At 71.2% G+C, this 19,903-nt stretch carries 15 protein-coding genes; 6 read left to right on the forward strand and 9 right to left on the reverse strand.

Annotated features, from left to right (window positions below; genetic code table 11):
• Positions 1 to 8 precede the first annotated feature (8 nt).
• Entirely contained in the window at positions 9 to 1,349 is a 1,341-nt protein-coding gene (locus tag IE246_RS01200) for an AmpG family muropeptide MFS transporter (protein WP_189987079.1), read from the forward strand.
• Entirely contained in the window at positions 1,346 to 1,867 is a 522-nt protein-coding gene (locus IE246_RS01205; RefSeq protein ID WP_189987080.1) for an O-acetyl-ADP-ribose deacetylase, read from the forward strand. The genes IE246_RS01200 and IE246_RS01205 overlap by 4 nt, the downstream gene beginning before the upstream one ends.
• Before the next feature lie 4 nt (positions 1,868 to 1,871).
• On the opposite strand, the gene phoB is transcribed toward IE246_RS01205, so the two are convergent.
• The 8 genes from phoB to IE246_RS01245 form a co-directional block, all read right to left on the reverse strand.
• Complete coding sequence (gene phoB / locus IE246_RS01210) at positions 1,872 to 2,570, reverse strand: phosphate regulon transcriptional regulator PhoB (RefSeq protein WP_189987446.1); 699 nt, start codon at positions 2,568 to 2,570, stop codon at positions 1,872 to 1,874.
• A 22-nt stretch (positions 2,571 to 2,592) separates the two neighbouring features.
• Positions 2,593 to 3,321, reverse strand: a complete 729-nt coding sequence (phoU, locus tag IE246_RS01215; protein WP_189987081.1) for a phosphate signaling complex protein PhoU — start codon at positions 3,319 to 3,321, stop codon at positions 2,593 to 2,595.
• A gap of 29 nt (positions 3,322 to 3,350) precedes the next feature.
• Positions 3,351 to 4,208, reverse strand: a complete 858-nt coding sequence (pstB, locus tag IE246_RS01220; RefSeq protein ID WP_189987083.1) for a phosphate ABC transporter ATP-binding protein PstB — start codon at positions 4,206 to 4,208, stop codon at positions 3,351 to 3,353.
• A gap of 11 nt (positions 4,209 to 4,219) precedes the next feature.
• A complete protein-coding gene (gene pstA / locus IE246_RS01225; RefSeq protein WP_189987085.1) occupies positions 4,220 to 5,542 on the reverse strand; it encodes a phosphate ABC transporter permease PstA in 1,323 nt (440 codons plus the stop codon).
• Positions 5,535 to 6,917, reverse strand: a complete 1,383-nt coding sequence (pstC, locus tag IE246_RS01230) for a phosphate ABC transporter permease subunit PstC (protein ID WP_189987087.1) — start codon at positions 6,915 to 6,917, stop codon at positions 5,535 to 5,537. The genes pstA and pstC overlap by 8 nt, the downstream gene beginning before the upstream one ends.
• A gap of 215 nt (positions 6,918 to 7,132) precedes the next feature.
• The gene (locus IE246_RS01235) at positions 7,133 to 8,170 is read right to left on the reverse strand and encodes a PstS family phosphate ABC transporter substrate-binding protein (RefSeq protein ID WP_189987089.1); all 1,038 of its coding nucleotides are present in this window, start codon (positions 8,168 to 8,170) and stop codon (positions 7,133 to 7,135) included.
• 163 nt (positions 8,171 to 8,333) lie between these two features.
• The gene (locus IE246_RS01240; protein WP_189987090.1) at positions 8,334 to 9,845 is read right to left on the reverse strand and encodes an ATP-binding protein; all 1,512 of its coding nucleotides are present in this window, start codon (positions 9,843 to 9,845) and stop codon (positions 8,334 to 8,336) included.
• Between the two features lie 46 nt (positions 9,846 to 9,891).
• The gene (locus IE246_RS01245) at positions 9,892 to 12,156 is read right to left on the reverse strand and encodes an NADP-dependent malic enzyme (RefSeq protein WP_189987093.1); all 2,265 of its coding nucleotides are present in this window, start codon (positions 12,154 to 12,156) and stop codon (positions 9,892 to 9,894) included.
• A 311-nt stretch (positions 12,157 to 12,467) separates the two neighbouring features.
• Between IE246_RS01245 and mutS the strand changes: the two genes are divergently transcribed.
• From mutS to IE246_RS01260, 3 genes are read left to right on the forward strand one after another with little or no spacing between them, the layout of a single operon-like run.
• Entirely contained in the window at positions 12,468 to 15,095 is a 2,628-nt protein-coding gene (gene mutS / locus IE246_RS01250) for a DNA mismatch repair protein MutS (RefSeq protein WP_189987447.1), read from the forward strand.
• A gap of 57 nt (positions 15,096 to 15,152) precedes the next feature.
• Positions 15,153 to 15,398, forward strand: a complete 246-nt coding sequence (locus tag IE246_RS01255) for a hypothetical protein (RefSeq protein ID WP_189987094.1) — start codon at positions 15,153 to 15,155, stop codon at positions 15,396 to 15,398.
• A gap of 1 nt (position 15,399) precedes the next feature.
• The gene (locus IE246_RS01260; protein WP_189987096.1) at positions 15,400 to 15,603 is read left to right on the forward strand and encodes a hypothetical protein; all 204 of its coding nucleotides are present in this window, start codon (positions 15,400 to 15,402) and stop codon (positions 15,601 to 15,603) included.
• A gap of 52 nt (positions 15,604 to 15,655) precedes the next feature.
• On the opposite strand, the gene IE246_RS01265 is transcribed toward IE246_RS01260, so the two are convergent.
• Positions 15,656 to 16,837, reverse strand: coding sequence for an NAD(P)/FAD-dependent oxidoreductase (locus tag IE246_RS01265; protein WP_189987097.1), 1,182 nt, complete (start codon positions 16,835 to 16,837; stop codon positions 15,656 to 15,658).
• Positions 16,838 to 16,978: 141 nt separating this feature from the next.
• Here IE246_RS01265 and IE246_RS01270 point away from each other — a divergent pair, with 141 nt between their 5' ends.
• Complete coding sequence (locus IE246_RS01270) at positions 16,979 to 19,843, forward strand: [protein-PII] uridylyltransferase (RefSeq protein ID WP_189987098.1); 2,865 nt, start codon at positions 16,979 to 16,981, stop codon at positions 19,841 to 19,843.
• Positions 19,844 to 19,903: the final 60 nt, after the last annotated feature.

The raw sequence follows: 19,903 nt of genomic DNA on the forward strand, positions 1-19,903 counted from the left end.
CACCCGGCATGGTCAGCGAGAGCCGGGCGGGTGGGGCCAGGGCGGCGGCGATCCGCGACACCCTGACGCTGTACCTGCGGCGCCGGGTGCTGGTGGTGCTGCTGCTCGGCTTCTCGTCCGGCCTGCCGCTGCTGCTGTCGTTCTCGACGCTGAGCACCTGGATGCGCGAGGTCGGGGTCGACCTGACCTCGATCGGCCTGTTCTCGCTGGTCGGCCTGCCCTACACGGTGAAGTTCCTGTGGGCCCCGGCCATGGACCGGCTGGCGCTGCCGCCGCTGACCGGGCTGCTCGGCCGGCGGCGCGGCTGGATGCTGGCGACGCAGGTGATGCTGATCGCCACGCTGGTCGGGCTGGGCACCACCAACCCGATCGCCAGCCCGCTGATGATGGCGCTGTTCGGGGTGCTGGTGGCGTTCTTCTCGGCCAGCCAGGACATCGTGATCGACGCCTATCGCATCGAGAGCCTTGAGGAGACCGAGCAGGGCGCCGGAGCCGCCGCCTACGTGCTCGGCTACCGGGTCGGGATCCTGGCGGCCGGCGCCGGGGCGCTGCTGCTGGCCGACAGTTTCGGCTGGTTCCACGCCTATCTGGCGATGGCGGCGCTGATGCTGGTCGGGCTGGCGACCGTCCTGCTGAGCCCGGAGCCGCCGGCGCCGGCGCTGCCGGCGTTTGCCGGCGAAGGCTCCGCGGAGAAGGCGGCGGCGTGGTTCCGCGACGCGGTGGTGGCGCCGTTCGCCGAGTTCCTGGCCCGGCCCTGGGCGCTGCTGACCCTGCTGTTCATCCTGCTGTACAAGCTCGGCGACGCCTTCCTCGGCGCCATGACCAACCCGTTCTACATCGACGTCGGCTTCAGCAAGACCGAGATCGCCGAGGTCACCAAGGTGTTCGGCCTGTTCGCCCTGCTGGGCGGGCTGGTGGTCGGCGGCATCATGGTGCGGCGGCTCGGGCTGATGTGGGCGCTGCTGATCTGCGGCGTGCTGCAGGCCGCCTCCAACCTGGTGTTCGCGGCACAGGCCGCGGTCGGCCACGAGGTCTGGATGCTGGTGATCACCATCGGCGTCGAGAACGCCACCGGCGGGATGGGCACCGCGGCCTTCATCGCGTATCTGTCGCAGCTCACCAACGTCGCCTTCACCGCCACTCAGTACGCCCTGCTGAGCTCGTTCATGGCGTTCGGCCGCACCGTGCTGTCGTCGCCGTCCGGCTGGGTGGCCGAGCAGCTCGGCTGGGTGCCGTTCTTCGTTGCCTCGACGGCGATCGCGGTACCGGGGCTGGCCCTGCTGGTGGTGCTGATGCGGCTGTTCCCGCCTTCGCCCGTCGCGAAGAAGCCCGCGGAGGAACCGGCATGACCGACGTCGGGGACCGCCTGGAAGCCGTCGAGGCCGACATCACTACCCTGGCGGTCGACGCCATCGTCAACGCCGCCAACGAGCGGCTGCTCGGCGGTGGCGGGGTCGACGGCGCCATCCACCGGGCGGCCGGGCCGGAACTGCTGGCGGCCTGCCGGGCGCTCGGCGGCTGCCCGACCGGCGAGGCCCGGATCACCCCGGGCTTCCGGCTGCCGGCGCGGTTCGTGATCCACACCGTCGGCCCGGTCTGGCAGGGCGGCGGCCGCGGCGAGCCGGCGCTGCTGGCGGCGTGCTACCGCAACAGCCTGGCGCTTGCCGTCGAGCACAACGCCCGGACCGTGGCGTTCCCGGCGATCTCGACCGGCGTCTACGGCTACCCGCTGGAGGACGCGACGCGGATCGCCGTCGCCACCGTGGCCGAGGTGCTGGCCGGCGAGCCGCGGGTCCAGCGGGTGACGTTCTGCTGCTTCGGGGCCGCCGCGCTGGCCGCCTACGGGGCCGCGCTGGCGGCGCTCTGACCGGTCAGGCCAGCGCGCCGGCGGCGTCGAGGGCGTAGCCGGCCGAGCGGACGGTGCGGATCAGGTCGTCGTCCTGCTCGGCGTTCAGGGCCTTGCGCAGGCGGCGGATGTGCACGTCGACGGTGCGCGGCTCGACGTAGACGTCCGGGCCCCAGACCGTGTCCAGCAGCTGCTCGCGCGAGAACACCCGGCCCGGGTGCTCCAGGAAGTGGCGCAGCAGCCGGAACTCGGTCGGGCCGAGGTGGATGTCGCGGTCGCTGCGTTTCACCCGGTGCGAGGCGAGGTCCATCAGCAGGTCGCCGTAGCGCAGGGTCTCCTCGTCGGTCGACGGCCGGGCCCGGCGCAGCACCGCCCGCACCCGGGCGACCAGCTCGGACGGGCTGAACGGCTTGGTCACGTAGTCGTCGGCGCCGGAGTTCAGGCCGCGCACCCGGTCGCCCTCCTCGCCGCGCGCGGTCAGCATGATGATCGGCACGTTGCGGGAATCGGCGGCCCGGCGCAGGCGCCGGCAGACCTCGATGCCGGACAACAGCGGCAGCATCCAGTCCAGCAGGACCAGGTCGGGCTTGCGCTCGGCGGCCAGCAGCAGGGCCTCCTCGCCGTCGCTCGCCTCGATCACCCGGAACCCCTCGCGCTCCAGGTTGTAGCGCAGCAGGGTGACGATCGGGGCCTCGTCCTCGACGATCAGGATCAGCGGCTTCATGGTCATGCTCGACGGTGCCTCCTCAGATCGCCTCATCGGCCTCCGGCGGCTCGACGACCGCGTAGCTGGTGCGGTCGCTCTTCGGCCGCAGGCCCTCGAGCCGGGTGCCCTTCTCCTGGAAGTACACGGTCTCGGCGATGTTGGTGGCGTGGTCGCCGATCCGCTCGATGTTCTTGGCGACGAACAGCAGATGCGCGCAGGCCGTGATGTTGCGCGGATCCTCCATCATGTAGGTGAGGAGCTCGCGGAACAGGCTGTTGTACATCTGGTCGATTTCCTGGTCGCGGGTCCACGCCGCGACCGCCTTGTCGACGTTCGGTTCGGCGTAGGCGTCCAGGACGTCCTTGATGATGCCGTGGGTCAGCCGGCCCATCCGGACGATGCCGTTGACCGGACCGACCTCGGGCAGCTGGGCCAGCGCCGAGGCGCGCTTGGCGACGTTCTTGGCGTAGTCGCCCATGCGCTCCAGGTTGTGGGCGATCTTCAGGGCCGCCAGGATCGCCCGCAGGTCGAGCGCCACCGGCTGGCGCAGCGCCAGCATGCGGGTGGTCAGCGCCTCGATCTTGTCCTCCATGGCGTCGATCTCGGAATCGGCCTCCTGGCAGCGCTTCGCCATGACCTCGTCGCGCCGGCTGATGGCCATGATGGCGTTGGTCATCTGCTGCTCGACCATCCCGCCCATCTGGGCGATGGTCGCCCGCATCTCGTCCAGCTCCTCGTCGAACTGCTTGACGATGTGTTGGTCCGCCATGGTGCGTGTCCTCGCGTCGGGTCGCCGGGTCAGCCGAAACGGCCGGTGATGTAGCCCTGGGTCCGGCTGTCCCGGGGATTGGTGAATATCTGCTCGGTGTCGCCGACCTCGACCAGGTCGCCGAGGTGGAAGAACGCGGTGCGCTGCGACACCCGGGCGGCCTGCTGCATCGAGTGGGTGACGATGACGATCGTGAAGTTCTCGCGCAGCTCGTCGATCAGCTCCTCGATCTTGGCGGTCGCGATCGGGTCGAGCGCCGAGCACGGCTCGTCCATCAGGATGACCTCGGGATTGACCGCGATCGCGCGGGCGATGCACAGCCGCTGCTGCTGGCCGCCGGACAGGCCGGTGCCCGGCTGGTCGAGCCGGTCGTGCACCTCCTTGATCAGGCCGGCGCGCTCCAGGCTGTGGTGGACGATCGCGTCGAGCTCGCTCTTGCTGCGGGCGATGCCGTGGATGCGCGGGCCGTAGGCGACGTTGTCGTAGATCGACTTCGGGAACGGGTTCGGCTTCTGGAACACCATGCCGACCCGGGCGCGCAGCTGCACGACGTCGAGCGACGGGTCGTAGACGTCGGAACCGTCGAGGGTGATCGAGCCGGTCACCCGGCAGATGTCGATCACGTCGTTCATGCGGTTCAGGCAGCGCAGGAAGGTCGACTTGCCGCAGCCGGACGGGCCGATCAGCGCCGTCACCTCGTTCTCGTTGATGTCGAGGTCGACGTGCTTCAGGGCGTGTTTCTCGCCGTAGAACACGTTGACGTCGCGGGCGACGATCTTGACGGCCGCCGGCGCGGCCTGGGCGCCCGGTGCGACCGTGGACGCTCCGGTTGCCTCGGCTTTCGGGGCGCCTGCCGCCGGGGTGGCGACCTGGGTGGCGTCGGACATCGGGCTCTCCCTTACCAGCGGCGTTCGAAGCGCTTGCGCAGCAGCACGGCCAGCGCGTTCATCACGACCAGGAAGCCGAGCAGCACCAGGATGGCGGCCGAGGTGCGCTCGACGAAGGCGCGTTCCGGGCTGTCGGCCCAGAGGTAGATCTGCACCGGCAGGACGGTCGCCGGGTCGGTGAAGCCCTGCGGGATGTCGACGATGAACGCCACCATCCCGATCATCAGCAGCGGCGCGGTCTCGCCGAGCGCCTGGGCCATGCCGATGATGGTGCCGGTCAGGATCCCGGGCATCGCCAGCGGCAGCACGTGGTGGGTCACCACCTGCAGCGGCGAGGCGCCGAGCCCCAGCGCCGCCTCGCGGATCGACGGCGGCACCGCCTTCAGGGCCGAGCGGGCGGCGATGATGATGGTCGGCAGGGTCATCAGCGCCAGCACCAGGCCGCCGACCAGCGGCGCCGAGCGCGGCAGCCCGAAGAAGTTCAGGAACACCGCCAGGCCGAGCAGGCCGAACACGATCGACGGCACCGCCGCGAGGTTGTTGATGTTCACCTCGATGACGTCGGTCAGCCGGTTCTTCGGCGCGAACTCCTCGAGGTAGACCGCCGCCATCACCCCGATCGGAAACGACACCAGCAGGGTTACCGTCAGGGTCAGGATCGAGCCCATCAGGGCGCCGTAGATGCCGGCTTCCACCGGCTCGCGGCTGTCGCCGTGGGTGAACAGGTCGACGTTGAACCGGGCCTCGATGCGGCCGGCCTTGTCGAGGGTGTCGAACCAGCCGAGCTCGGTGTCGTTGATCCGGCGGTTGGCCTCCGGCACGTCGCGGCGGATATGGCCCTTGGCCAGGCTGTCGACGTCGTCGGACACCTTGATCCAGACCGACGCCCGCCGGCCCAGCAGCGAACGGTCGGCCAACACCATGTCGCGCAGCGCCAGGTCGGCGCCCGGCGAGACCAGGCCGTACAGCATGCGGCGCTGCTTGCGGTCGCCGGCGGCCTCCGGGAACTGCTCCTTGAGGGCGTCGCGCAGCGGCGTCAGGTAGTCGCTGCGGCGGATCTGTTCCTCGGTCGGGGCGCCGCCGTCGGGGTTCAGGGTCTGGACCGCCGGGAACGCGACCTCGATCTCCATGTAGGTCTGCCAGAACGCCGAGTAGCCCTTTTGGACGATGCTGCCGACCAGCAGCAGCAGCATCAGCCCGGCGAACGCGATGCCGGCCAGCCCGTACAGCCGGAACCGGCGCTCGGCGGCATAGCGGCGGGCCAGGTGGGGGCCGGTCAGGACCGGGCGCCGGATGGCCGCCGGATCGGGCGGGGTGGTGGCGGCGTCAGTCATACTTTTCCCGGTACTTTCTGACCACGCCGAGCGCGATCACGTTGAGGCCGAGGGTGATCACGAACAGCAGCAGGCCGAGGGCGAAGGCCGACAGGGTCTTGGCGCTGTCGAACTCCTGGTCGCCGACCAGCAGGGTGACGATCTGCACGGTCACCGTGGTGACCGCCTCCAGCGGGTTGATCGTGAGCCTGGCCGACAGCCCGGCCGCCATCACCACGATCATGGTCTCGCCGATCGCCCGGCTGACCGCCAGCAGCAGGGCGCCGACGATGCCCGGCAGGGCGGCCGGCACGATCACGCTGGTGATGGTCTCCGACTTGGTCGCGCCGAGCGCGTAGGAGCCGTCGCGCAGCGACTGCGGCACCGCGTTGATCACGTCGTCGGACAGCGACGACACGAACGGGATGATCATGATGCCCATGACCATGCCGGCGGCGAGGGCGCTCTCCGACGACACGTCCAGGCCGAACGCCTCGCCCCAGCCGCGGATGAACGGTGCGACCGTCAGGGCGGCGAAGAACCCGTACACCACGGTCGGGATGCCGGCGAGGATCTCCAGGACCGGCTTGGCGATCGCGCGGAACCGCGGGTCGGCGTACTCCGCCATGTAGATCGCCGACATCAGCCCGACCGGGGCGGCGACCAGCATGGCGATGAACGTGATCAGCATGGTGCCGGCGATCAGCGGGACCGCGCCGAACGCGCCGGACGACCCGACCTGGTCGGCCCGCAGCGCCGTCTGCGGGCTCCAGTTCAGGCCGAACAGGAAGTCCCAGACCGGCACCTTGGTGAAGAACCGCCAGCTCTCGAACAGCAGCGACAGCACGATGCCGGCGGTCGTCAGGATGGCGATCAGCGACGACAGGATCAGGATGACGTGGACGGTACGCTCGACCGCGTTGCGGGCGCGCAGCTGCGGCGCGATCCGCCGCCGCGCCAGCCACAGCCCGGCGGCCGCGACCGCCAGGCTGGCGATCGCCATCAGGACGGAACCGGTGGCATGCAGGCTCGCCAGGTGCTCGGCGGCGGCCTCGACGACCGGGTCGTCCTTGCGGCTGGCGATGTTGCCGAACGCGGTGTTCCGGATGTCGTTGAGCAGCAGGCCGACGCGCTCCGGCGGCAGGCCGTCGAGCGTGCCCTGCGGCAGGCCGGCTAGCACGACCGCCTCGACGATCCTGGGCTCGGCGATCAGCCAGGCGGCCAGCACCAGCAGCGCCGGCAAGGCCGCCCACAGGGCCACGTAGAGGCCGTAGTAGCTCGGCAGCGAGTGCAGCGGGGCGAGCCCCCGCGAGACCACCAGGGCGCGGGCCCGGCCCATGGCGTAGCCGACGACCGCCAGACCGACCAGGGCGAGGATCAGGATCGTGCTCTGCATGGGGGGTTCCCTTGCCGGGGCGCGCGTGGCGGGCGGCCGCCGGCGCTTCGGCCGGGCGGTCCCAGGGGGTCGGCGTGGTGTCGAAACGTCACGAACGAATGCTGGTACGGAGTGCGGGGCAAGGCGTCAAAGAAAACCGTCGGGCAGTCCGGCCGGCCGGGAAGGGACAAACCGGCGGCCGGGACAATTCCGGCCGCCGGTCGATCCGCCGGGGATCAGAGCACCAGCTTGGTGAGCGTGGCGCCCGCTTCCTCGTACTTCTTGCGCTCGGCCTCCGGCAGCGGGATCAGGCCCTTGTCGGTCAGGTAGCCCTCCTGGCCGTTCGCCTTGTCGGCGGTGAACTCGGCGATGTACTCCTTGATGCCCGGAATGACGCCGACATGGGCGTTCTTCACGTAGAAGAACAGCGAGCGCGACACCGGGTAGGAGCCGTCGGCGATCTTGTCGAAGGTCGGGTCGGCGCCCTCGACGGTCGAGCCCTGGATCTTGTCCGAGTTCTGGTCGAGGAACGAGAAGCCGAAGATGCCCAGCGCGTGCGGGTTGGCTTCGAGCTTCTGGACGATCAGGTTGTCGTTCTCGCCGGCCTCGATGAACTTGCCGTCCTCGCGCATCGAGCCGAAGACCTGCTTGAAGCGCTTCTTGTCCGACTTCTTCAGGTCCTTGACCACCGGCAGCTGCTCGGCGGCGTGCTCCATGACCAGCTCGACGAAGGCGTCGCGGGTGCCCGAGGTCGGCGGCGGGCCGAGCACCTCGATGTCCTCATCCGGCAGCGACTTGTCGATCTGCGACCACTTGGTGTACGGGTTCGCGACCAGCTTGCCGTCGACCGGCACTTCCTTGGCCAGCGCCAGGAAGATCTGCTCGCGGGTCAGGGTGTAGTGCGGCGCCTTCTTGGAATTGGCGAGCACGATGCCGTCGAAGCCGATCTTGATCTCGGTGATGCTCTCGACGCCGTTCTTGCCGCACAGCTCGACCTCGGACTTCTTGATCCGGCGCGACGAGTTGGTGATGTCCGGATGCTCGGTGCCGACGCCCTGGCAGAACAGCTTCAGGCCGCCGCCGGAGCCGGTCGACTCGATGACCGGGGTCTTGAAGCCGCTCGACTTGCCGAAGTTCTCGGCGACGACCGTGGCGAACGGGAACACGGTGGACGACCCGACGATGCGGATCTGATCGCGGGCCTCGGCCTGCGCGGCCATCGCGAACACGCCGAGCGCGGCGATCGCGGCCACCTTACCGAAAGAAGTCGTCATTGGGGTCCTCCAGTCTCTCGCTAGGGAGGTTCGGGTCAGCCACGGGTCCCCTGCAGGCCCCCCTGGCAGGCGGACAACTACCGGCCAGGCGACAAAGGATTTAAGACAGATCGATGAAAGTTTTATGACGGCACCGGAGAGCCGCGGATCCGGCCGGGACCGGTCAGGCGGCGGTCGCGCCGCTCGGCCATGATTCCGCCCCGGCCGCCGGGATGTAGACCGTGAACACGCTGCCCTCGCCGGGCGTCGACTGGATCGCCAGCGCCCCGCGGTGCCGGCTGACGATGTGCTTCACGATGGCCAGGCCCAGGCCGGTGCCGCCGAGCTCGCGCGAGCGGGCGGTGTCGACCCGGTAGAACCGTTCGGTCAGGCGCGGGATGTGCTCGGCCGGGATGCCGTCGCCGCGATCGCGGACCGAGATCGCCACGGCGGCGGCACCCGGGCCGCCGGGAAAGCTCGCCGGCAGCCGGTCGGCCGGTCGCGCCGACACCGTGATCTCGGTTCCCGGGCGGCCGTACTTGATGGCGTTGTCCAGCAGGTTCTGGGCGACCTGGGCCAGTTCGTCCTCGGCCCCGATCACCGCCGGCAGGGCCGGGTCGGCGTCCAGGCGCACGGCCATGTCCTTGCGCCGGGCTTCCAGGTCGAGGGTGGCCTTCACGCCCTCCAGCAGGGGACCCAGAGCCACCCGGTCCGACGGCGGCCTGTGCTCGTTGGTCTCGATCCGCGACAGCGACAGCAGGTCCTGGACCAGCCGGCTCATCCGGTTGCCCTGGGCTTTCATGATGTCCAGGAACCGGTCGCGCGCCTCGGCGTCGTCGCGGGCCGGGCCCTGCAGGGTCTCGATGAACCCCAGCAGGGTGGCGAGCGGGGTGCGCAGCTCGTGGCTGACGTTGGCGACGAAGTCGACGCGCATCTGCTCGGCGCGCCGGATCGACGACAGGTCGACGAACAGCATCAGGGCGGCGGCGCCGCCGGGCCCGCCCTTGTTCAGGGACTCGACGCGGACGTTGAACACCCGCTCCACCGGCGCCGCCAGGCCGATCTCGACGTCGCCGCCCGGGCCGCCGGCCAGCGCCCGGCGCACCGTCGCCAGGATCTCCGGGTGACGCAGCACGGTCGACAGGTCGCGGTCGACGATCTGCCGGCCGAGCTGGCGGCGGGCTTCGCGGTTGGCCTGCGAGACGCGGCCGCGCTCGTCGATCAGCAGCAGCGGGTCCGGGATCGAATCGATCACCAGGGCCCGGGCCTCGGACAGCGCCGTGGCCCGGGCCATCCAGTCGAGCGTGCGGCGATCGGCCCGCTCGAGCGCCAGGGCCAGGTCGGCGACCGGGCCGGCCTCGCCGACCGCATCGAGGGCGTCGCGGCCGTCGGACATGGCAGCGCGCAGGTCGTCGGCGGCGACCCGCTCGTCGAGTCGGCGCCGGACCACCGCCAGCGCGGCAAAGTGCCGGCGCACCAGCAGGAATACCCCGCCGGCCACCGCGGCCAGCGCGGCCAGCGCGTGCAACGGCGGCAAGGCGTCCAGCGCCGTCAGGACCAGCAGCGCGACCGCCGTCGGCAGGATCAGCATGATGGCGGCCCGCGCCGCCGCCACCCGCACCGTGGCGGCGGTACCGACCTCGCCGGCCGGCCCGGCGGCAGGCTCTTCGGGGTCGACCGGGCGGTCGTCGGTCATGGTCTCTCCACTCCGTGCCCGCCCGGCCGTCGATCCGCGGCGGCGGTCAGGCGATGGTCGCCTCGTGTGCCGCAATCGCCGCCGCGTTCACCAGATCGGACACCGTGGCGCCCATCTGGACGATCTGCGCCGGTTTCTCCAGCCCCATCAGGATCGGCCCGATCACCGAGCCGCCGCCGAAGCGCTGCAGCAGCTTGTAGGAGATGTTGGCCGAGTGCAGGGCCGGCATGACCAGCACGTTCGCCGGGCCGCTGAGGCGGCAGAACGGGTAGTGCTTGCGCACCTCCGGGTCGAGCGCCACGTCGGCCGACATCTCGCCGTCGTACTCGAAGTCCACGTCGCGCGAGTCGAGAACCTCGACCGCGTGCCGGATCCGCTCGGCCTTCTCGCGCAGCGGGTTGCCGAAGTTCGAGAACGACATCAGGGCGACCCGCGGCTCGTGGCCGAACGACCGGGCCTTGGCGGCCGCCTGGCAGGCGATGTCGGCGAGCTGTTCCGAGCTCGGCAGCTCGTGCACGTTGGTGTCGGCGATGAACACCGTGCGGCCCCGCACGATCACCATGGTGAGCGCCATCAGCAGCTCGTTCGGGCGCTCGTCGATGACCCGCGTGATGTCGTCGACCGCGACGCCGAAGGACCGGGTCAGCCCGGTGACCATGGCGTCGGCGTCGCCGGTCGCCACCATGCAGGCGGCGAACACGTTGCGGTCCTGGTTGACCATCCGCTGGCAGTCCCGTTGCAGCGCGCCCTTCCTCTGCAGCCGCTTGTACAGGAACTCGATGTACTTTTGATTGAAGCGGGACAGCCTCGCGTTGTGGATCTCGAGCTGGTCGGCACCGGCGATGCCCATCTCGGCGATGGTGTCGCGGATCCGCTCCTCGCGGCCGATCAGGATCGGCACGCCGTAGCCGCCGCCCTGGAAGGCGACCGCGGCCCGGATCGTCTTCTCCTCCTCGCCCTCGGCGAACACCACGCGCTTCGGCGTCTTGCGGATGGTGTCGAGGATCCGCTGCAGGCTGCCGGCGGTCGGGTCGAGCCGCGCGCTCAGGGCGGCGTGATACGCCTCCATGTCCTCGATCGGCCGGCGGGCGACGCCAGTCTCCATGGCCGCCCGGGCGACCGCCGACGACACGTGCACGATCAGGCGCGGGTCGAACGGGGCGGGGATGATGTACTCGCGGCCGTAATGCAGGCGCCGGCCGGAATAGGCGGCGTCGACCTCGTCCGGGACGTCCTGGCGGGCCAGCGCGGCCAGCGCCTGGGCGGCGGCGATCTTCATGGCCTCGTTGATCTCCGAGGCCCGCACGTCGAGCGCGCCGCGGAAGATGTACGGGAACCCGAGCACGTTGTTGACCTGGTTCGGGTAGTCCGACCGGCCGGTGGCGATGATCGCGTCCTCGCGGACCGCCTTGACCTCCTCCGGGGTGATCTCCGGGTCCGGGTTGGCCATCGCGAAGATGATCGGTTGCGGACCCATGGAGCGGACCATGTCCTGGGTCACCGCGCCCTTGGCCGACAGCCCGAAGAACACGTCGGCGCCGTCCAGCGCCTCGGCCAGGGTGCGGCGGTCGGTGACCACCGCGTGCGCCGACTTCCACTGGTTCATGCCCTGGGTGCGGCCCTGGTAGATCACCCCGCGGGTGTCGCACAGCATGACGTTGTCGTGCGGCATGCCCATGGCCTTGAGCAGCTCGACGCAGGCGATCGCCGCCGCCCCGGCGCCGTTGACCACCAGCCGGGTCTCCTTGATGTCGCGGCCGGTCAGGTGCAGGGCGTTGATCAGCCCGGCGGCGGCGATGATCGCGGTGCCGTGCTGGTCGTCGTGGAACACCGGGATGTCGAGCAGCTCCTTGAGCCGCTGCTCGATGATGAAGCACTCCGGCGCTTTGATGTCCTCGAGGTTGATGCCGCCGAAGCTGGGGCCCAGGAAGCGCACGCAGTTGACGAACTCGTCGACGTCCTTGGTGTCGACCTCCAGGTCGATCCCGTCGACGTCGGCGAAGCGCTTGAACAGCACCGCCTTGCCTTCCATCACCGGCTTGGAGGCCAGCGCCCCGATGTCGCCGAGCCCGAGCACGGCGGTGCCGTTGGAGATCACCGCCACCACGTTGCCGCGGCTGGTGTAGTCGTAGGCCGTCGCCGGGTTCTTCTCGATCTCCAGGCATGGCACCGCGACCCCCGGCGAGTAGGCGAGCGACAGCTCGCGCTGGGTGGTCAGCGGCTTGGTCGGGGTGATCTCGATCTTGCCCGGCCGTCCGGTCGAGTGGAACAGCAGCGCGTCCCGGGCCATGGTGTTCTTGTCGGTTTCCATCTCGCTCCTCGCGGACGCCCCTCCACTGCGAACCGCTTCGCAGCGAGCGGGGCGGCGTCTCCTCCCGGCGTCGTAACGCGCCTCTCGATTAACCGTAGCGGGCGGCCGGTTCCGCGAAAAGGGCGATCCGGCGCGATGGTGACCGTCCGTATCGGCATGGTAGGCTGCAGCGCCGCCCGGCAACCACGACCGGCGGTTCCCCAAGAGCAGACCTGACTGGCAGACGACGACCCGTGAGCGCGACCGCCCCCGAGACCGACTCCCGCGACGCCGGACCCGACTACGACGCCCTGCTGGACGGCGCCAGCCCGATGCTGGCGCAGTTCTTCCAGGTCAAGCGCGAGCATCCGGACTGCCTGCTGTTCTACCGGATGGGCGACTTCTACGAGCTGTTCTTCGACGACGCGGTGGCCGCCGCCCGGGCCCTCGACATCACGCTGACCAGGCGCGGCCAGCACCAGGGCGAGCCGATCCCGATGTGCGGGGTGCCGCACCATGCCGCCGAATCCTACCTCGCCCGGCTGATCCGCCAGGGCCACCGGGTGGCGGTGTGCGAGCAGACCGAGGACCCGGCCGAGGCCAAGAAGCGCGGCGGCAAGTCGGTGGTCCGGCGCGCCGTGGTGCGGATCGTCACCCCCGGCACCCTGACCGAGGACAGCCTGCTGGACGCCCGCCGCCACAACTACCTGGCGGCGCTGGCCGAGGCCGGCGGCGGCCTGGGGCTGGCCTGGGTCGACATGTCGACCGGCGACTTCCAGGCCCAGCCGGTCGACGGCCGCGGGCTGGAGGCGGCGCTGGCCCGGCTGGCCCCGGCCGAGCTGCTGGTGTCCGAGCGGCTCGACCAGGATCCGGCGGCCCGGGCCGCGCTCGGCGAGTGGCGGGCGGTGGCGTCGGTGTTGCCGGGCAGCCGGTTCGACAGCGAGAACGGCCGCCGTCGCCTGGAGGCGCTGTACGGGGTCGCGGCACTCGACGGCTTCGGGGCGTTCGGCCGGGCCGAGCTGGGGGCCGCCGGGGCGCTGGTCGACTACCTGGAGCTGACCCAGAAGGGCAGGCTGCCGCGACTGGCGGCGCTGCGGCGCTGGAGCCCGGGCGGGCTGATGGAGATCGACGCCGCCACCCGCCGCAACCTGGAGCTGACCCGGACCCTGGCCGGCGAGCGCCGCGGCAGCCTGCTGGCGGTGCTCGACCGCACCGTCACCGGGGCCGGCGCCCGGCTGCTGGCGGCCCGGCTGGCGGCGCCGCTCACCGATCCCGCCGCGATCGACCGCCGGCTCGACGCCGTGCAGTTCTTCGTGACGTCGTCGCGGGCCCGGAACGATCTCCGCGAGACCCTGCGGCGGATCCCCGACGTCGACCGGGCGCTGTCGCGGCTGGCGCTGGAGCGGGGCGGCCCGCGCGACCTCGCGGCGATCCGCGACGCGCTGCTGGAGGTGCCGGCGGTGCGGTCGGCGGTTGCCGGCACCGGGCCGCTGGAGCCGCCGCCGCCGGCCGTGGTCGAGGCGCTGGACGAGCTCGGCGGCCACGACGCGCTGGTCGGGACCCTCGGGCGGGCGCTGGCCGAGGAGCTGCCGCTGCTGGCCCGCGACGGCGGTTTCGTCGCCGCCGGCTACGAGCCCGAGCTCGACCGGCTGAAGGCGCTGCGCGACGAGAGCCGGCGGATGATCGCCGCCCTGCAGGCCCGCTACGCCGGCGACACCGGGATCGCCTCGCTGAAGGTCAAGCACAACAACGTGCTCGGCTATTTCGTCGAGGTCACCGCCACCCACGCCGACAAGCTGATGGGGCGCGACGGCTTTATCCACCGCCAGACCATGGCCAACGCGGTGCGCTTCACCACCGTCGAGCTCGGCGAGCTGGAGCGCGAGGTCTCGACCGCCGCCGACAAGGCGCTGGCGCTCGAGCAGGAGGTGTTCCGGGCGCTGGCCGCCCAGGTGCTGGAGCGGGCCGGGCCGATCGGGCTGGCGGCGGCGGCGCTGGCCCGGCTCGACGTGGCGGCCGCGCTGGCCGAGCTGGCGGCGGCGCGCGACTGGTGCCGGCCGGCGGTCGACGACGGGCTGGAATTCGAGGTGGTGGCCGGCCGCCACCCGGTGGTCGAGGCGACCCTGCCGGAAGGGCCGGGCGGGTTCGTCGCCAACGACTGCCGGCTCGGCCCGGACGACCGGGTCTGGCTCGTTACGGGTCCGAACATGGCCGGCAAGTCGACCTTCCTGCGGCAGAACGCGCTGATCGCGGTGCTGGCCCAGACCGGCAGCTACGTGCCGGCGGCGAGCGCGCGGATCGGCGTGGTCGACCGGTTGTTCAGCCGGGTCGGGGCCGCCGACGACCTGGCGCGCGGCCGCTCGACCTTCATGGTCGAGATGGTCGAGACCGCGGCGATCCTGAACCAGGCGGGGCCGCGGGCGCTGGTGATCCTGGACGAGATCGGCCGCGGCACCGCGACCTTCGACGGCCTGTCGATCGCCTGGGCGACGGTCGAGAGCCTGCACGAGAGCAACCGCTGCCGGGCGCTGTTCGCCACCCACTACCACGAGCTGACGGCGCTGGCCGAGCGGCTGGCGGCGCTGAGCTGCCACACCATGGCGGTCAAGGAGTGGAAGGGCGACGTGGTGTTCCTGCACGAGGTCGTTGCCGGGGCGGCCGACCGCTCCTATGGCATCCACGTCGCCAAGCTGGCCGGGCTGCCGGCGGCGGTGGTGGCGCGCGCCGAGGAGGTGCTGCACCGCCTGGAATCCGGCGAGCAGGGGGCGGCGCCGCGCGACCTGATGGAGGACCTGCCGCTGTTCTCGGCGGCCCGCCCGACCTCGATGACCGTGTCGGTCGCCGAGGCCGGCCCGAGCCCGGTCGAGGAGGCGCTCGCCGGCCTCAATCCCGACGAGCTGACCCCGCGCCAGGCGCTGGAGGCGCTGTACGCGCTGAAGGCCAGGCTGGCCGACGGGTGAAACGGCGCTGGACCTTTCATAGGCGGCGGTGACCCGCACCCGTGATAGGATCCGGCCATGGCCCGCGAGCCCGACAACCTCGTCCTGCAGTACCTCCGTCGCCTCGACAGGGGGCAGCAGGAGATGCGAGAGGACCTGATCGACCTGAAGCGCCGGATGTCCGGCGTCGAGGAGGGCATCGTCGCTCTGAGCCGACGGGTACTCAGCGTCGAGGAGGGGCTGGTCGGCGTGAACCGCCGTCTGGACCGTCTGGACGAACGCGTCGATCGTATCGAGCGACGCCTCGACCTCGCGGAGGCGTGACATGGCCGCCTCTCACGAGAGCCTCGTTCTGGAATATCTCCGCCGTCTCGACGCCAGCGTGCAGTTGCTGCGCGAGGATGTCGGCGATCTCAAACGACGGACGACCGGCGTGGAAGAGGGGATCGCTGGCGTGAACCGCCGGCTGGACCGGCTGGACGGCCGGGTCGAACGCATCGAGCGGCGGCTGGACCTCGCCGAGGCGTGAGCCGCATGCACCCAATGGAGGGAGAGAGGGGGTGTGCCGGGCCGTCCGCCGCCTACACCACGTTCTTTTCCTTCAGCGGCCGGCCCTCGATGATCCGTTCGATACCGAAACGGGTGAGGTCGATGCTCCGGTAGCCGCCATGGACGACCAGCTCCGTGACGGCGCGGCCGGCGGCCGGCGCCTGCTGCAGGCCGTGGCCCGAGAACCCGGTGGCGAACAGCAGGTTGGGGATCTCCGGGTGCCGGCCGATCACCGCGTTCTGGTCGAGCGCGTTGTAGTCGTACGGCCCGGCCCAGGCGCCGGTCAGCTTGATCGCCTCGAACGCCGGTATGCGTTGCGCCAGGGCCGGCCACACCGTGTCCTCGAACCAGCGCCAGTCGACCTCGATCGCCCAGCTCTCCGGGTCGTCCTCCTCGGGCGGCGAAATGCCGCAGATGTAGCCGGCGCCCTCGGGGCGGACCCAGGCCCCGCTCGGGTCGATGGTCAGCGGCAGGCGCGGCAGCGGCTCGCGGCAGTCGAACTGGTAGACCGTGCGGATGCGCGGCCCGACCGGCAGCGCGACCCCGGCCAGCCCGGCCACCGCGCCGGAATTGGCGCCGGCTGCGATCAATACCGTTCCGCATTCGATCCGATCGCCCGAGGCCAGCCGGACCGCCTCGACGCCGGCGGCGCCGCGCTCGATCGCCACCACCTCGTCGGTGCGGTACTCGGCGCCGAGCGACCGGGCCTTGCGCTTGAAGGACTGCAGCAGGGTGCTGGGGTCGAGCCAGCCCTCGCCGCGCTCGCCGAAGCTGCCGGCCGCCAGGCCCTCGGCGTTCAGCCAGGGGAAGCGGGTGGTGAGCGCATCCGGCTCCAGCCAGGCGATGGCGGCGCCGGCGCCGGTCTGCACGGCGTGGTTCTCGGCCAGCACCGCGCGGCCCTCCGGCGTCGACAGGAACAGGTAGCCGCCCTCGACGAAGCCGAGGTCGGGCGCTTCGCCGTCGACCGCCAGCAGCTCGCCGGCGCGGGCCACGAAGTCGCGGGCGAACAGGCCGATCTCGACGTTCTCGAGGATCGAGAACTGCTGGCGGATGCCGCCCGCCGACAGCGGCGTCGAGGCGCGGGCATAGGTCGGGTCGCGCTCGACCACCGCCACGCTGCCGCCGAATCCGGCCTCGGCGGCCAGGAAGTAGGCGGCTGCCGAGCCGACGGCCCCACCGCCGATGATCACCACGTCCGCCCGCTGCGTCGCCACCCGGATGCCCTCCGATCCTCGCTTGCCGGCGAGCCTCGGGGATTCGCGGGGCCGCCGCAAGCGGTTCGCGGGGGTCGGCGGCCGGGTGACGGCGGCGGGCGCTGGCCCTATGCTCGCGCGGATCGATTTGCCGGAGGATTCATGGTCGCCACCGAGTCGGTGTCGGAGATCGAGACCCTGAGAGATGCCGACGCCGGAGCCGCGGATGCCGGTCCTGGCGGCGAGCCGGGCGACGTCGCCGACCTCGTGGTGGTGCGCAAGCGCGTGCCGAACGCCCGGGCGATCTGCGACGCGGCGGCGCTGACCGCCGACATGGAGTCGATCGCGGCCGGCGAAGACGACGGCGTGCGACGGCGCGCGGCGGTCCTGGCACGCCTGAAGACCGCGCTGGCCGACGGCACCGCCGAGATCCGCCGGCGGTTCGAGGCCAGCAACGACGGCGCCGCCTGCGTGCGCCAGAACGCCTGGCTGATGGACCGGCTGATCGAGGCGGCGGCCCGGCTGGCCACCGAGCGCGAGTATCCGGCGACCAACCCGACCACGGCCGAACGCATCGCCATCGCGGCGGTCGGCGGCTACGGGCGCGGCGAGATGGCACCGCAGTCCGACGTCGACCTGCTGTTCCTGCGGCCCTACAAGCAGACCCCGCGCGGCGAGCAGATCGTCGAGTACCTGCTGTACCTGCTGTGGGACCTCGGCCTGAAGGTCGGGCACTCGACCCGGTCGTGCGACGAATGCATCCGCCAGGCCAAGGCCGACGCGACCATCCGCACCGCGCTGCTGGAATCGCGGTTCCTGTGGGGCGACGAGACCCTGTACGGGGAGCTGCGGCAGGCCTTCGACAAGGAGTTCGCGGCCGGCTCGCCGCTCGACTTCGTGGAGGCCAAGCTGCAGGAGTCCGACGAGCGCCACCAGCGGCTCGGCGATTCCCGTTACGTTGTCGAACCGAACGTCAAGGACGGCAAGGGCGGCCTGCGCGACCTGCACACCCTGTTCTGGATCGGCAAGTACGTCTACCGGGTCGACGACGTCACCCGGCTGGTCGACCGCGGCGTGCTGACCCTGGGCGAGGCAAGGCGCTTCGCCAAGGCCCAGAAGCTGCTGTGGACCATCCGCTGCTGGCTGCACTACCTGTCGGGCCGGGCCGAGGAGCGGCTGACCTTCGAGATGCAGCCGGTGATCGCCGAGCGGCTCGGCTATACCGACCACGCCGGCGCGGTCGCGGTCGAGCGGTTCATGAAGCACTACTACCTGACCGCCAAGGACGTCGGCGACCTGACCCGGATCTTCTGCGCCGCCATCGAGGCGCAGCACAAGCGGCGGCGCCCCTGGATCCGGCTGCCGAGGCTGCTGACCGAGGAGCGGTTCGGCGACTTCCGGATCGCCGCCGACCGCATCACCGTGGCCGACGACGAGGCGTTCGCCCGCGACCCGGTCAACATCGTCCGGATGTTCCACGAGGCGCAGGCCCGCAACGCCATGGTGCACCCGCACGCGCTGCGGCTGATCACCCAGAACCTGAACCGGATCGACGGCGAGCTGCGCAAGGACCCCGAGGCCAACCGGCTGTTCCTGGAGATCCTGTGCGGCACCAAGAACCCGGCCCCGATCCTGCGGCGGATGAGCGAGGCCCGGGTGCTCGGCAAGTTCGTGCCGGATTTCGGCCGGGTGGTCGCGCAGATGCAGTTCGACATGTACCACCTGTACACCGTCGACGAGCATACCCTGCAGTGCCTGTCGGTGCTGCACGACATCGAGGCCGGCGCCCTCAAGGAGGTGGCGCCGATCGCCACCGAGGTGGTGCACAAGGTGCTGTCGCGCCGGGCCCTGCACGTGGCGGTGTTCCTGCACGACATCGCCAAGGGCCGCGGCGGCGACCACTCGGTGCTGGGCGAGCGGGTGGCCCGGCGGCTGTGTCCGCGCTTCGGGATGAGCGAGGAGGAGACCGACACCGTCGCCTGGCTGGTGCGCTGGCACCTGCTGATGTCGAACACCGCCTTCAAGCGCGACGTCAACGACCCGAAGACGGTCGAGGACTTCGTGAAAATCGTGCAGTCGCCGGAACGGCTGCGGCTGCTGCTGGTGCTGACGGTCGCCGACATCCGCGGGGTCGGGCCGCATGTCTGGAACGGCTGGAAGGCCCAGCTGCTGCGCGACCTGTACTACCGGGCCCAGGAGGCGCTGTCGGGCGACTCCGCGCGGCGCGGCACCGCCGCCCGCATCGACGCCGCCAAGCGGCGGCTGGCCGACGCCCTGCCGGACTGGAGCGCCGACGAGGTCGAGGCGCACACCGCACTCGGCTATCCGGCCTACTGGCTGGCGTTCGATGCCGACACCCACGCCCGGCATGCCCGGCTGGTGCGCCAGGCGACCCGGGACGGCGCCCATCTGGCGGTCGAAACCCGGGTCGACGCGGACCGCGCGGTGACCGAGGTGACGGTCTACGCCACCGACCACCCGGGGCTGTTCTCGCGGATCGCCGGCGCCATGGCCGCCACCGGCGCCGACGTGGTCGACGCCCGGATCTTCACACTGTCCAACGGCATGGCGCTCGACACCTTCATGATCCAGGACGAGGGCGGCAAGGCGTTCGACCGGCCGGACCGGATCGCCAAGCTGGCCTCGGCGATCGAGCGGGCGCTCGGCGGCACGCTCAGGGTCGACCGGGCGCTGGCGGCCCGCAAGCCGACGCTCGGCCGCCGCACCCGGGCGCTCAGGGTGCCGCCGCGGGTGCTGATCGACAACAAGGCCAGCGTCACCCACACGGTGGTGGAGGTGAACGGCCGCGACGAGCCGGGGGTGCTGTGGCGGATGACCCGGGCGCTCGCCGGGGTCGGCGTGCAGATCCACTCGGCCTCGATCTCGACCTACGGCGAGCGGTTCGTCGACGTGTTCTACCTGAAGGACGTGTTCGGCCTGAAGATCGACAGCAAGAGCAAGCTCGAAGACATTCGCAAGGCGCTGATGAAGGCGCTCGGGGCCGAGGAGGAGCGCAAGACGGCGTGAGCCCGCCGCGGTTCCGCCGCGATCATGCGCTATCCGTGGATCTCCGAATCGCGTAGATCC

Origin of the sequence: Thalassobaculum fulvum (assembly GCF_014652915.1) — a bacterium.
GTDB lineage: Bacteria > Pseudomonadota > Alphaproteobacteria > Thalassobaculales > Thalassobaculaceae > Thalassobaculum_A > Thalassobaculum_A fulvum.